10 protein-coding genes and 1 tRNA gene are annotated in these 13325 nt (G+C 65.6%); 7 read left to right on the forward strand and 4 right to left on the reverse strand.

All coding sequences use genetic code 11. The annotated features are described in order from the left end of the window. Window positions 1-111: 111 nt before the first annotated feature. From ybgF to YWC_RS0115425, 3 genes are all read left to right on the forward strand, one after another. Window positions 112-867, forward strand: a complete 756-nt coding sequence (gene ybgF / locus YWC_RS0115415) for a tol-pal system protein YbgF (RefSeq protein WP_027866190.1) — start codon at window positions 112-114, stop codon at window positions 865-867. A gap of 73 nt (window positions 868-940) precedes the next feature. Beyond that, window positions 941-1016 (forward strand) — tRNA-Lys (locus tag YWC_RS0115420). 577 nt (window positions 1017-1593) lie between these two features. Next, window positions 1594-1776, forward strand: coding sequence for a hypothetical protein (locus YWC_RS0115425; protein ID WP_027866191.1), 183 nt, complete (start codon window positions 1594-1596; stop codon window positions 1774-1776). Window positions 1777-1890: 114 nt separating this feature from the next. Here YWC_RS0115425 and YWC_RS0115430 read toward each other — a convergent pair whose 3' ends face one another. Beyond that, window positions 1891-3612, reverse strand: coding sequence for a methyl-accepting chemotaxis protein (locus YWC_RS0115430; protein ID WP_027866192.1), 1722 nt, complete (start codon window positions 3610-3612; stop codon window positions 1891-1893). Window positions 3613-3868: 256 nt separating this feature from the next. Here YWC_RS0115430 and YWC_RS0115435 point away from each other — a divergent pair, with 256 nt between their 5' ends. From YWC_RS0115435 to YWC_RS0115450, 4 genes are all read left to right on the forward strand, one after another. Continuing rightward, the gene (locus tag YWC_RS0115435) at window positions 3869-5269 is read left to right on the forward strand and encodes an L-cystine transporter (RefSeq protein ID WP_027866193.1); all 1401 of its coding nucleotides are present in this window, start codon (window positions 3869-3871) and stop codon (window positions 5267-5269) included. A 110-nt stretch (window positions 5270-5379) separates the two neighbouring features. Then, a complete protein-coding gene (locus YWC_RS0115440; RefSeq protein ID WP_027866194.1) occupies window positions 5380-6141 on the forward strand; it encodes a histidine phosphatase family protein in 762 nt (253 codons plus the stop codon). Window positions 6142-6150: 9 nt separating this feature from the next. Further along, a complete protein-coding gene (locus YWC_RS0115445; RefSeq protein WP_156923694.1) occupies window positions 6151-7152 on the forward strand; it encodes an NAD(P)H-hydrate dehydratase in 1002 nt (333 codons plus the stop codon). Between the two features lie 227 nt (window positions 7153-7379). Beyond that, a complete protein-coding gene (locus YWC_RS0115450; protein WP_027866196.1) occupies window positions 7380-7799 on the forward strand; it encodes a hypothetical protein in 420 nt (139 codons plus the stop codon). A gap of 368 nt (window positions 7800-8167) precedes the next feature. On the opposite strand, the gene YWC_RS0115455 is transcribed toward YWC_RS0115450, so the two are convergent. The 3 genes from YWC_RS0115455 to YWC_RS0115465 form a co-directional block, all read right to left on the reverse strand. After that, on the reverse strand, window positions 8168-11374 hold the full coding sequence (locus YWC_RS0115455; RefSeq protein ID WP_027866197.1) for an efflux RND transporter permease subunit: 3207 nt from the start codon (window positions 11372-11374) through the stop codon (window positions 8168-8170). 30 nt (window positions 11375-11404) lie between these two features. Further along, window positions 11405-12589, reverse strand: a complete 1185-nt coding sequence (locus YWC_RS0115460; protein WP_027866198.1) for an efflux RND transporter periplasmic adaptor subunit — start codon at window positions 12587-12589, stop codon at window positions 11405-11407. Between the two features lie 235 nt (window positions 12590-12824). Further along, entirely contained in the window at window positions 12825-13244 is a 420-nt protein-coding gene (locus tag YWC_RS0115465) for a divergent PAP2 family protein (RefSeq protein WP_027866199.1), read from the reverse strand. Window positions 13245-13325 lie beyond the last annotated feature (81 nt).

Consider the following 13325-nt stretch of genomic DNA (forward strand, 5'->3'; position numbering starts at 1 on the left):
TTGATCGAATCGGCTGATAAAGCTTAAGCCTGAGCCGATTGACAGCGGGGCGGACAGCAGTGCAGACTGCATCCGCCCCGTTTTTATTCTGCTACCCGAAAGAACTCCGCCATGATGAAACTGTCCCCGTCCCGCCTGGTCCTGCTGGCCGTGATGGCCTGGATGCCGCTGCACGCATCCGCCGGCCTGCTCGACGACAACGAAGCGCGCAAGGCCATCCTCGAGCTGCGCGCCAAGGTCGATGCCGTGGCCCGTGAGCTGAAAGCCCAGATCGACAACAAGTCGGACAGGACCGCGCAGCTCGACATGCTGAACCAGCACGAGCAGACCATGCAGGAAATCGCGCGCCTGCGCGGCCAGATCGAAGTGCTGGCCAACCAGATCACCCGCGCCCAGGAAAGCCAGAAGCAGCTGTACGCCGACCTCGACGCGCGCCTGAAGAAGGTCGAGCCGCAGCAGGAAACCGTCGACGGCCAGGTGGCCTCGGTGCTGCCGTCCGAAAAGACCGCCTACGACAACGCGACCGCGATGTTCCAGTCCGGCGACTACCAGGGCGCCACCACCGCCCTGCAGGACTTCGTGCGCCGCTACCCGGATTCGGCCTACGCCGCCAACGCGCAGTACTGGCTGGGCAACGCCTACTACGCGCTGGGCGACTACAAGAAGGCCATCGCGGCCCAGGAAGTCGTCACCACCACCTATGCCAGCAGCCCGAAGGCGCCGGACGCGATGCTGAACATCGGCAGCAGCTATGCCCTGCTGAAGGACAGCAAGAACGCGAAGAAGGCGCTGCAGCAGCTGGTGTCGAAGTATCCGGAGTCGAGCGCGGCCCGTACCGCAAAAGACCGCCTGGCGTCGCTGAAGTAAACGCCCGGATGCGCATTGATGTCGCGCAGCATTTGACAGCGAGCCTCACCCGTCCTATAATCTTGCTTCTTTCGGGTCGTTAGCTCAGTTGGTAGAGCAGCGGACTTTTAATCCGTTGGTCGCAGGTTCGAGCCCCGCACGGCCTACCAGAATCAGCAGAAACGCCAGCCTTCGGGCTGGCGTTTTTGTTTATGCCTTCCGTCGCTGCATGGTCACGCGCCATGATCGATCGATATGATACAAAAAGGCAAGCTTACCTTGTTTTTTGTATCATTTTCCGAACTCTCGATGACCTCGCCGGTCATATCATTCCCGGGCCTGCAGCCCCTACTGTTGGTTACTTCCTACGACTGAGTGCAATTGCTTGACATTGCAGAGGGATAGGAAGATATTGTTCTTTCGAAGCAACACCTTGAGGTCGTAAGCAATTGTGTGCGCTCTTGTATTCGCATGGCGCACATGTAAAATAGACAACATCAGATGCCCTTGCCCGTCAGGTGCATCGCGGACTGGATTTTATGGTGAAGCGTTACTGGCATTGCATGTCGACCACTTCTCATCTGCACGCTTCGGACACGCGCACGCGCTACGCCTGCACTGCCCTGCTTGCCTGAACGGCCGGCGCGCCAAGCGCGCCAACCGAATTCTCCCGTCAGCAAACGCTCCAGCACACACTGTCAACCTATTGCATGCCTGTCTCCGGTCGAGACGGCAAAAGGAATAACAATGAACACCGAACACTCGCATCCACGCATCCACCCAGGCACGGTCGACCGCAGCAACCCACGCGCACCGAAGCGCACGTTTGCAAAAGGCATCGTGTCGAACAGCCGCCGCCTGCGCCAGCGCATCGGCGTGGCGGTCGGCCTGTGCCTCGGCATGGCAGCCCTGTTCATCACGCTCGAGTAAGCGCGCACCAGCTCGGGAGCACGGCACGCGGCAGGCGTGCGGATGCGCCCATGCCATACAAGAACAGCGGGCCGTCGGCCCGCTGTTCGATTGACGAGGCGCGGCTGATCGCCCTCAGAACTCTTCCCAGCCTTCGGTTGCTTCCTCGGCCTTGGCGGCCTTGCGGGCCGGCTGCGCTGTAGCCGCCTTCGCCTCGCCGCGTGCCGGGGCGGTGACCCTGACCGGACGCACGGCCGGGGCCGGCACCCGCGCCACGCCTGCCGCTACCGCTGACCGTGCCGGCGCCGCCTGCGCATCGAGCCGGAAGATGCCGACCGCCTGCGCCAGCTCGGCCGCCTCCTGCTGCAGCGACTGGGCCGCCGCCGAGGCTTCCTCGACCAGCGCGGCGTTCTGCTGCGTCACCTGGTCCATCTGGGTCACGGCGCTGTTGATCTGCTCGATGCCGGCGGTCTGTTCCTGGCTGGCGGCGGTGATCTCGGCCATGATGTCGGTCACGCGGCCGACGCTCTGCACGATCTCCGCCATCGTCGCACCGGCCTGGTCCACCAGCTCGGAGCCGATATGCACCTTCTCGACCGAGTCGTCGATCAGCGCCTTGATCTCCTTGGCCGCGGCCGCGCTGCGCTGCGCCAGGTTGCGCACCTCCCCCGCCACCACCGCGAAACCGCGGCCCTGCTCGCCGGCGCGCGCCGCTTCCACCGCCGCGTTCAGGGCCAGGATATTGGTCTGGAAGGCGATGCCGTCGATGACCGTGATGATGTCCACGATGCGCGTGGCCGAACTGTTGATCGCGCCCATGGTGCGCACCACCTGCTCCACCACTTCGCCGCCCTTGCCCGCCACCTGCCGGGCCGAGGCCGCCAGCGCATTGGCCTGGCGCGCGTTGTCGGCGTTCTGCTTGACGGTCGAGGTCAGCTCTTCCATCGAGGAGGCGGTCTCTTCCAGCGAACCGGCCTGCTGCTCGGTGCGCGCGGACAGGTCGAGGTTGCCGGCGGCGATCTCGCCGGAAGCGGTGGCGATGGTGTCGGTGCCGGCGCGCACGCGCGTGACGATCCCCACCAGGGCCGCATTCATGTCCTTCAGGGCCTGCAGCAGGCGCCCGGTTTCGTCGTTCGCGTTCACCTCGATCTTCTGGCTCAGGTCGCCCGCGGCCACGGCGCCGGCGATCCGCACCGCCTGCTCGAGCGGGCGCACGATCGCGCGCACCAGCATCCAGCCCACCACGGCCGCCATCAGGAGGCCGAACACCAGGCCGGCCAGGCACACCAGGCGCACAGTCTCGTAGGTCTGCTGCGAGGCTTCGTATTCGGCCTTGGCCACGCGCTGCTGCAGCGCGAGCAGCTGGCCGCCGCTGGCGCCCACCGGCTGGAACAGGCGCGCCATCTCGCCCGCCACCAGGCCGTTGGCCAATGCAGTGTCGCCGGCGCGCACCGCCGCGATGGCCGGCCGCAGGCCGCGCGCCAGGAAGACTTTGCGGGCTTCGACGAAGGTCGCGGCCAGCGCGGCTTCTTCGTCCGTCAGCCTGGTCTGCTCGTAGGCTTTCCAGCTTGCCGTCGCCGCCGCAATATTGGCGTCGACCTCGGTCAGCAACGCGTCGCGCTGGGCGCTGTCGGTGCTGGCCGCCGCCTTGCCGACCAGTAGCTGGTTGGTGGTGATCAGCTGCATGACGCGGCTGAGCTGGCCGATCGGGACGACACGGTCGTCGTGCAGGCTCTTCAGTTCCGCGTTGGCGACGGCGAGGTTATAGATACCGATGACGGCGCCGGCCACGAGTTCAGTCGCCAGGAAGGCGATGACGAAGACGAGGCGGCTCTTGATGCTGAGATGTTTGAACATGGTGGGCTCGAAAATGGGATGACGTTCATATTGAATTATAGAAACAACTCCTCACCCATCGGGGATATCGGCTGCTTGCATTGCGCCAATTCCACCGGAGCGTCGCCGTCCAGCCACAGAATTTTGCCAAGCTGTCATCCTTGATGGCCAGCTCGACAGGTAACGACGGCATGGCGGGTCCGGCGGCAATGCCCGTTTGCCTATAGAATGCTGCGATTGATTTCCGCAGCGCATGAGCTGCCCCGCAAAGGCTCCAATGAACTTTCCCGTCCTGATCAACCTGGTCCTGGCACTGCTCGTGTGCGTGCTGCTCTATCGCCTGCAGGCAAGCCACGTGTCCTTCACCAAGCGCGTCTTCACCGGCCTCGGGCTCGGCGTGGTGCTGGGTGCGGCCATGCAGGCCGTGTACGGCGCCGGCTCGGCCGACGTCGCCGCCACCAACGCCTGGCTGGACGTGCTCGGCAGCGGCTACGTGAAGCTGCTCCAGATGATCGTCATCCCCCTGATCATGGTCTCGATCGTGCAGGCCATCCTCAAGCTGCGCAATGCCGCCTCGCTCGGCGCCATCAGCACGCTGACGATCGGCATCCTGCTCGCCACGACCATCGTGGCGGCCGCGATCGGCATCCTGATGGCCAAGCTGTTCGGCCTGAGCGCGGTCGGCCTGACCAGCTCCGCCGCCGAAGTGGCGCGCGGCGAATACCTGCAGGGCAAGCTGGCGGCGGCGCAGGAAATCTCGCTGCCCTCCATGCTGCTGTCCTTTATTCCGGCCAATCCCTTCCTCGACATGACCGGGGCGCGTACCACCTCGACCATCGCGGTGGTGGTGTTCTCGATCTTCATCGGCATTTCGGCCACCGGCATCGCCGGCAAGAAGCCCGAGGTGTTCGAGTCCTTCAGCGGCTTCGTGCACGTGGCCCACGTGATCGTGATGCGCATGGTCACGCTGGTGCTGCGCCTGACGCCCTTCGGCGTGTTCGCCCTGATGACCAAGATGGTGGCGGGATCAAGCCTGCAGGACATCCTCAGCCTGGCCAGCTTCGTTGCCGCCTCCTACTGCGCGCTGGCGCTGATGTTCCTGGTGCACCTGGTGCTGGTCGCCGGCAGCGGCCTGAACCCGCTGCGCTACGTGGCCAAGATCTTCCCGGTGCTGGCCTTCGCCTTCACCTCGCGCACCAGCGCGGGCTCGATCCCGATGAGCGTGGCGACCCAGACCGCGCGCCTCGGCACGCCCGAAGGCATTGCCAATTTCGCCGCCTCGTTCGGCGCCACCATGGGCCAGAACGGCTGCGCCGGCATCTATCCGGCCATGCTGGCGGTGATGATCGCGCCGACCGTCGGCATCGATCCGTTCACCGCATCCTTCCTGCTGCCGCTGCTGGCGATCATCGCCTTCGGTTCGATCGGGGTGGCCGGCGTGGGCGGCGGCGCCACCTTCGCGGCGCTGATCGTGCTGTCGGCGATGGACCTGCCGGTGGCGCTGGCCGGTCTCTTGATTTCTGTAGAACCCTTGATCGACATGGGTCGCACGGCGCTCAACGTCAGCGGTTCGATCACCGCCGGCACCTTGACCAGCCGCATCCTCGGAGAAACCGACATGCGGGTGTTTCATAGCGATGCGGAAATCAATTTAGATAGCGAATCGCAAGCCGTGTAAGAGGGCTCCGACGCTGCGGCGAGCCTGTCCGGAAAGCCCGCAATCGTGCGCTTTCTGCCCGTAGAATCCGTCTATGATGACGTCATGTCAATATCAGAGACGGGCAGGTAATGGAACAAAAGTGGCCACAGGAAGTCTGGCTGGTCAGGCATGGACAGAGCGCCGGCAACGTCGCACGTGACCTTGCCGAGGCGGCCGCCGGACACCTCATCGACATCGCGGACCGCGACGTCGACGTGCCCCTATCCGAACTGGGCGAGCGCCAGTCCGAGGCGCTCGGTTCCTGGTTCGCCTCGCTGCCGCCGGAGCAGCAGCCGACCGTGGTGCTGCACTCGCCCTATGTGCGCGCTGCTGAGACCGCCAATATCCTGATGCAAAGGCTGGACCGTTCGCGCCTGGTGGTCGAATCCGACGAGCGCCTGCGCGAAAAGGAATTCGGCATCCTCGACCGCCTCACCACCTACGGCATCGCGCACCACCATCCCGCGCTGTACGAACAGCGCCAGCACGTCGGCAAGTTCTACTTCCGCCCGCCCGGCGGCGAGAGCTGGTGCGACGTGATCCTGCGCCTGCGCAGCGTGGTCGACACCCTGAACCGCGAGTTCTGCCGCGAGCGCGTGCTGATCGTCGCGCACCAGGTCACGGTCAATTGCTTCCGCTACCTGTTCGAGCGCCTCGACGAAAAAACCATCCTCGAGTTCGACCGCGCCGGCGATGTGCCGAACTGCTCGGTCACCTCCTACGAATACGACCCCGATCTCGGCAAGGGCGGCCATCTGGCCCTGCGCCTCGTGAACTTCGTGGCGCCGCTCGAATCGACCGGCACCCCCGTCACCGCCAGCAAGGACCTGCCTGCCGCACCGAAGGCCTAAGCCCATCCCATGGAAACGCTCATCGATACGCCTGACCGCGCCACTGCCGTGCACGACGTCGACACAGCCCTGCTGCAGGGCTGGCCGGTGCCGATGCCGGCCGTCGAAGGCGACAAGGAAATCCGCGGCCACGTGCTGGTGCTGGGCGGCTCCTGCGAAATGCCGGGCGCGGTCATCCTGGCCGCCACCGCGGCCCTGCGCGCGGGCGCCGGCAAGCTCACCATCGCCACCGGCCAGAGCGTGGCCCAGCTGGTGGCCCTGGCCATGCCCGAGGCGCGCGTGATCGGCCTGGCCGAACAGGCCAGCGCCGGTTTCAGCATGGGTGCTGTCGCCTGCCTCGACCCGCTGGCCGAGCGCGTCGACGCGGTGCTGATCGGGCCGGGCATGCGCGACGAGCCGGCCACCGCCGCGCTGGTGCATGCGCTGCTGCCGCGCCTGGACGCGGCCGGCACGCAAGTGGTGCTGGACGCCTGCGCCATGGGCACGCTGCTGCATCCGCCCGCGGGCTGGCCGCCCGGCATGCCCTGGCGTTTCGAGCGTCCGGTGATCCTCACCCCGCACGCGGGCGAAATGGCGCACCTGACCGGCATCGCCAAGCAGGACATCAATGCCGCGCCCGACCCGCGCGCGCTCGAGGCGGCACGGGCCTGGAACGCGGTGGTTGCATTAAAAGGTGCGCGCACTGTCATCGCAACGCCGGATGGAACGTTGTACCAGCATGAAGGCGGCAATGTTGGCCTGGCCATCTCCGGATCCGGCGATGTGCTGGCCGGTGTCATCGCCGGCCTGGCTGCCCGCGGTGCGCCGCTGGCCCAGGCCACCTGCTGGGGCGTGGCGCTGCATGCGCGTGCCGGCGAGCGCCTCGCCGAGCGCATGGGCACATTAGGATATCTAGCGCGGGAAATATCACAGGAGATACCCGCGCTCCTGGAACAGCTCGCGGGCAAGGATGCCGGCGACAGCGAGACCATCCGGCCCACGCCGGTGGGATGGGGAGCGGAGTTCCAGTAGCTTCGCTCTCCAGCAAGTACGACAGTGTTCGATCCGAACCGGCGGCCGGGCTGCCAGTCTAACGGAGTCGGATCGTGCACTGACCGGGGCCGCGTATTGCGTCGGTTCCCTGATGGTTCCACTGCTGGGTTCCCGAACCCTCAGAGGACCTAACCTGGCGTCGTAGTGTTCCAAGGCCTCACCTGGACGCTGCGGCACAAGATAGACGTGAACGAGGAGTTTAAACAATGAAAGCACTGACCAAAGCACCAAAAATCCTGCTGACTGCTGCTGTGTTGGCCTCCCTGCTGGGCGCTTGCCGCAAGAACGAGCCGGCGACCGACACCACGACCACCACGCCGGACACCTCGGCCACCACCCCGAGCAGCACCTCGGGCGCCACCGGCACCACGGGTGACACCGGCACCGGCGCAACCGGCACCGGCACCACCGGCACCGACATGGGCACTGGCGCCACCGGCACCGGCGCAACCGGCACCACCGGCACCATGACCGATCCGGCAGCCACCGGCACCGGCGCAACCGGTACCACCGGCACTGGCGCAACCGGCACCACCGGCACCGGCGCAACCGGCACCTCGGGCACCTCGGGCACCACCGGTACCACCGGCACCGGCACCACCACCCCGCCAAGCACCGGCGGCTGATCCGCCATCCGCCTGGCAACGAACGGAGCCCGCGGCGCGGGCTCCGGGACTTCCGCGTCCCAGCGGGAGATGGTTTCGTGCCGTTCTTATAGCGGCGATCGCCAGTCCGGCAGGGCTGGCCTAGTCGCATTCTGTTTTCCCTCCCCTCCCCCCATTTCCCCTACTACGCTTCAGCAGCACCCTCCTTGAGGGTCTCCTTGAGGGTCAGGTCTGACATTTAGACACGGGCTGAGCAATACAGCAGCGTAACGGTGGAGTTCGTGTCCGAATGTCAGACCTGCTCCCGATGGTGTGCGCGATGGTGTGCGCAATGCGCATGAAAAAAGCCAGCCCGAAGGCTGGCTCTGTGCAGGTGAAGCCGGTGCGGCTTAGACCGGCTGCGGGGTACCGCGGCCGCGGCCGCTCACGAAGCGGCCGATGCGCACGATGCCGCGGAAGATCAGGCGCACGAAGACCAGCGTCAGGATGGCTTCGACAAAGGTCATCAGGAAGGCCAGGGCCACGTTGTGGCGCTTGGCGCGGCGGTTGAACTTCGCGAACATGCGGTCACGGGCGATCTCGATGCTGTCGTAGAAGGTCGGCACGACCAGCAGGGTCAGCAGCGTGGAAGTGATCACGCCGCCGATGATCGCAATGGCCAGCGGCTGGTAGAACTGGCCGGCATCGCCGAAGGCCATCGCCACCGGGAACATACCAGCGATCAGCGCGAAGGTCGTCATCAGGATCGGACGCAGGCGCTTGCGGCCGGCCTGCATCAGCGCTTCCTCGCGGTCCACGCCTTCCTTTTCCAGGGCGCGGGCGGCGTCGATCAGCAGGATCGCATTCTTCGCCACCAGGCCCATCAGCATCAGGACGCCGATCATGCTCATCAGGTTGAGCGTGTTCTTGGTCAGGATCAGGGCCAGCACCACGCCGATCAGCGACAGCGGCAGCGACAGCATCACGCCGATCGGTGCGGTGAAGGAACCGAACTGCATCACCAGGATCAGGTACATCAGCAGGATGCCCGAGAACAGGGCGATCATCATTTCCCGGAACAGCTCCTGCTGGTCCTCGCCCTGGCCGCCCAGCGCCAGGCCATAGCCCGGCGGGAAGTCGAAGCTCTTGGCCAGTTTCATGGCGTCGGCGGTCACTTCACCGGCCGAACGGCCCTGGGCGTTGGCGGACACGGTGATCAGGCGCTCGCCATCCTTGTGGCGGATGCCGGCCGGGCCCTTGCCCATGGTGATGCTGGCGATCTGCTCGAGCGGCACCATCATGCCGGTACCGCTCACCGCGATCGGCAGGCGCTCGATGCTGTCGGTATTGACGCGGTCCTCCGGATGCAGGCGCACGGCGACGTCGCGGGTCTCGTTGGTCGGGTCGACCCAGTCGCCCACTTCGATGCCGGCGAAGGCCACGCGCAGGGACTGGGCGGCGTCGTTGACCGAGATGCCCATGGCGTTGGCCAGGCCGCGGTCCAGCACGATCTGCAGTTCGTTCTTCGGATCCTGCTCGGACAGGGTGACGTCGACGGCACCCGGCACCTGACGCAGTTCTTCCATGAAGCTTGATGTCAGTTCCATCAGCTTGCGCGAATCCGGACCGGTGAACTCGATCTGGACCGGCTTGCCGCCGCCGCCCAGGTCGTCGATGACGGTGTACTCGGCGCCGACCAGCGGAGCGATCTTGGCGCGCAGTTCGGCGCCGATCTCGGAACCGCTGCGCTCGCGCTTGCTGCGCTTGCCGATATCGACGTAGACGCGGCCGCCGCTCAGGTCGACGTAGCTGTTGGTATCCTCGGTTTCCGGGATCGAACGCGCGATCTCGGCCGCGGCTTCGACCTTGCGGCGCGAATATTCCAGGCTCGACGAGGCCGGGGTGCGGATCTCGACCATGATGGTGCCCCAGTCCGATTTCGGCATGAAGCTCGAGCCGCCGAAGAAGTTGTGCAGCAGGATGGCGCCGGCGAAGCTGGCAAAGGCGATGAAGCCCATCCACTTGCGGTGGTGCAGTGCCCAGGCGATCACGCGGCCGTAGCGGTCGGCCTGGTGGTCGAACCAGGTGTTAAAGCGCTGCAGCACCAGGCTCAGGCCCTTCTTCGGCGCATGCGCGTGGTCAGGCGGGTCGCCCCAGTAGGCCGACAGCATCGGGTCGAGCGTGAAGGAGATCAGCAGCGAGACGATCACCGAGCAGGTCACGGTCAGGGCGAAGGGACGGAACCACTCGCCGGACACGCCCGGCATGAAGGCCACCGGCACGAACACGGCCATGATCGAGAAGGTCGTCGCGGCCACGGCCAGGCCGATCTCGGCCGTGCCTTCGAGCGCGGCGGTACGGCGGTCCGAGCCCATTTCCATGTGGCGCACGATGTTTTCCCGCACCACGATCGCATCGTCGATCAGCACGCCGATCGCCAGGGACAGGCCCAGCAGGGTCATGAAGTTCAGGGTGAAGCCGCACAGCCACACGGCGATGAAGGCGGCCAGCACCGAGGTCGGCAGCGCCAGCGCGGTGATCAGGGTCGAACGCCACGAATTCAGGAAAGCGTAGACCACGAAGATGGTCAGGATCGCGCCCAGCACCAGGGCTTCGATCACGTTGTCCAGGCTGCTCTGGGCTTCTTCGCCGCCATCCTGCACGACTTCGATAGCGGTGCCTTTCGGCATTTCCTTGTTGGCCTCCTTGACGACCTCGTGCACCTTCTTGGCCAGCGAGACGGTCGAGGCGTCAGGCGAACGGGCGATCTGCAGGCCGACGTTCGGCTTGCCGCTGCGAATCGACAGGCTGTTGATGTCGGCGAAGCCGTCCTTGATCTCGGCGACCTGGTTCAGGCGCACGATCTGGTCGCCGTTACGCTTGACCACGATCTGCGAGAAATCTTCCGGACGCTCGATGCGGCCGACCAGGCGGATGCCCTTCTCGTCCAGCTCGCTACGCAGCTTGCCCACCGGGGCGTTGGTGTTCTGGGTGCGCAGGGCATTGGTGACTTCCGACACCGAGACATTGTATTCACGCAGTTTCTCGGCGCGCAGCAGGACCGACAGTTCGCGGCGCAGGGCGCCGTTCACGGTCACGGTCGAGACGCCCGGGATGGCGCGGAACTTGTCGGCCAGCACGTCCTCGGCATAGCGCGAGATCTCGGCGTGCGACTGGGTGCTCGAGGACAGCGACAGCTGCATCACCGGCTGGGCATTGATGTCCCAGCGGCGCAGCACCGGCTCGCGCATCTCGACCGGCAGCTTGTAGCGCACCGCGGCGATCGCGTTGCGCACGTCGTCCGAGGCTTCGATGACGTTGCGGCCGAAATTGAAGTCCATGAAGAACGACACGCCGCCTTCATAGGAGTTGGAGGTGATCTCGTTGACGCCCTGGATCGCCAGCAGCTGCTTTTCGATGCGGTTGGTGATCTCGCGCTCGACGGTCTCGGGCGAGGCGCCCGGATACGGGATACTGACCGAGAGGGCCGGACGCTCGACGTCCGGGTTCTGGTTGACCTTGAGCTTGGACAGCGCGAGCAGGCCGATCAGCATCATCGCCACGATCATGACGACCGTCGCGACGGGTCTCTTGACACTAAAATTGGAGAGGAACATTTTTAATTATCCTTGGTTGTCCTGTGTTCCTTACTTGCCCTGCACCGCGACCTGATTGGCGGCGCTGGCCGCGCTGGCCACCACGGCGGCCGGCATCTCGACCTTCTGGCCATCCTTCAGGTTCGAGGTCGGGGAGCGCAGCACGATGTCGCCGGCGACCAGGCCCTGCTTGACTTCGATGTTGCCGGTGCGCGGATCGCGCGCGCCGACCACCAGCGGGACCTTGTTCAGGGTCTTGTCCTTGATGCGCCAAGTAAAGGCGCTGTCGCCGGCCTTGACCAGCGCGGCTTCCGGCAGCATCAGGGCGTTGGTGCTCTGGGCGTCGATGCGGCCTTCGGCATACAGGCCGGCCACGCGCGGCTGGGCCTTGTCGGCGAACTCCACCACCACCTCGACCTGGCGGGTGATGGCGTTGGCGGCCGGGTCGATGCGCTTGACGATGCCGGCGAACTGCTGCTCGCCGTAGCCGTTGACGCGGAAATTGACCTTCTGGCCGAGCTTCACGTTGGCGATCTCGTCGGCCGAGACGCGGGCCTGGAAGCGCATGCTGTTCGGGTCGATGACCTTGACCAGTTCCTTGCCGATGGTCGCGGTGTCGCCGGCCGAGACCTTGCGCTCGGAGACGATGCCGTCGAACGGCGCGCGCACCACGGTGCGGCTGAGCTGCTGGCGCGCGGTGGCGGCGCGGCTCCTGGCGGCCGACAGCTCGCTCTGGGCGCTGTTGCGGCGCACTTCGGCTTCGTCCAGGCCGACGGCCGAGGTCATGCCCGAGGCGCGCAGGGTCTTCATGCGCTCCAGCTGGCGGTTGGCCTGGTCCAGGGCCTGGCTGGAGGCGCGCACCGCTTCGTCGCTTGATGCGACGGTGTCGCGGATCGCGGTTTCATCCAGGCGCACCAGCACGTCGCCGCGCTTGACCGGCTCGCCGTTCTCCTTCAGGACCTGCAGGACCACGGCCGAGACTTCGGCGCGCAGGTCGGCCTTGCGCTCCGGCTGGATCGAGCCGGTGACGACCGGGCCGCTCGACAGGGTGTCGTTCTGGATGGTCAGCACGTCTTCCGACGCGACCTTCAGCTGCGAGGGACGCTTGTCCTTTGGATCGGACTTGCCGCCGGCCTGGGCGGTTTCCGTGCCCGGCTTGGCAGGCTCCTTGGACTCCTTGCTGCAGGCGGCGAGCGCCGAAGCGATGGCAAGGACGAGTAGTGTTTTGCGCAGCATTGTGGTTCTCCAGAGAAGGACTCAGTGGTTGTTCTTGTAAAAATTCGGGTATAGACAGCCAGCGCGCAGTATCGAGTAGTGCCCAACCAACTTCAAGTGACGACTCTGCGTACTGCGGAATTCGAGGGATGAAATGCGATATTTGGCGACGAGCTGCATTCCAGGCGGACTGGAATGTGGCCGATTCCGGACAGGCGGACGTCCGACAGTGTCCGCCCGCGTACGGTTCCGGGGCTCAGGCGCCGAAGACGGCGTGGATCAGGAAACCCATCCCGATACCGGTGGCGATGCCGCCGCCGATCTCCACCAGGGTGTGGCCCATGCGCTCGCGCAGGACGACATGACCCACGGTGTCGCACGCCAGCTTGTTGATCGCCGCGGCCTGGCGGCCGACGTGCTGGCGCAGGCTGTTCGCGTCGATCATCACGATGAAGGCCAGGGTCACCGCAACGCCGAACGCCGGATGGCCGATCCCCTCGCGCAGTGCGATCAGGGTGGCCATGCTGGTGACGACGGAGCTGTGGTTGCTGGGGAAGCCGCCGTTGCCCACCAGGTTGAAGGCCCAGCGGCGCTGGCGCGCGCTGGTAATCAGGAACTTGATCGGGCCGACCACCATCCAGGTCAGCACGGGTGTTACGAGGTATGCGAGATCCATGTCCAAATCCAGGTACGACGAGGTAGATAAATGATGCTGAGTAATGCCGGGCGGAATTATCTCAGAAGCAAGCTATTACCG

The organism is Massilia alkalitolerans DSM 17462 (assembly GCF_000427785.1).
Taxonomy (GTDB): Bacteria; Pseudomonadota; Gammaproteobacteria; order Burkholderiales; family Burkholderiaceae_D; genus Telluria; species Telluria alkalitolerans.

Excerpts from the sequence above, each read along its gene's own strand:
- YWC_RS0115425 (WP_027866191.1), top strand. The coding sequence starts at position 1,594 with ATGAACACCGAACACTCGCATCCACGCATCCACCCAGGCACGGTCGAC.
- YWC_RS0115440 (WP_027866194.1), top strand. The coding sequence starts at position 5,380 with ATGGAACAAAAGTGGCCACAGGAAGTCTGGCTGGTCAGGCATGGACAG.
- YWC_RS0115430 (WP_027866192.1), bottom strand. The coding sequence starts at position 3,612 with ATGTTCAAACATCTCAGCATCAAGAGCCGCCTCGTCTTCGTCATCGCC.
- YWC_RS0115460 (WP_027866198.1), bottom strand. The coding sequence starts at position 12,589 with ATGCTGCGCAAAACACTACTCGTCCTTGCCATCGCTTCGGCGCTCGCC.
- YWC_RS0115435 (WP_027866193.1), top strand. The coding sequence starts at position 3,869 with ATGAACTTTCCCGTCCTGATCAACCTGGTCCTGGCACTGCTCGTGTGC.
- YWC_RS0115455 (WP_027866197.1), bottom strand. The coding sequence starts at position 11,374 with ATGTTCCTCTCCAATTTTAGTGTCAAGAGACCCGTCGCGACGGTCGTC.
- YWC_RS0115465 (WP_027866199.1), bottom strand. The coding sequence starts at position 13,244 with ATGGATCTCGCATACCTCGTAACACCCGTGCTGACCTGGATGGTGGTC.
- YWC_RS0115450 (WP_027866196.1), top strand. The coding sequence starts at position 7,380 with ATGAAAGCACTGACCAAAGCACCAAAAATCCTGCTGACTGCTGCTGTG.
- ybgF (WP_027866190.1), top strand. The coding sequence starts at position 112 with ATGATGAAACTGTCCCCGTCCCGCCTGGTCCTGCTGGCCGTGATGGCC.
- YWC_RS0115445 (WP_156923694.1), top strand. The coding sequence starts at position 6,151 with ATGGAAACGCTCATCGATACGCCTGACCGCGCCACTGCCGTGCACGAC.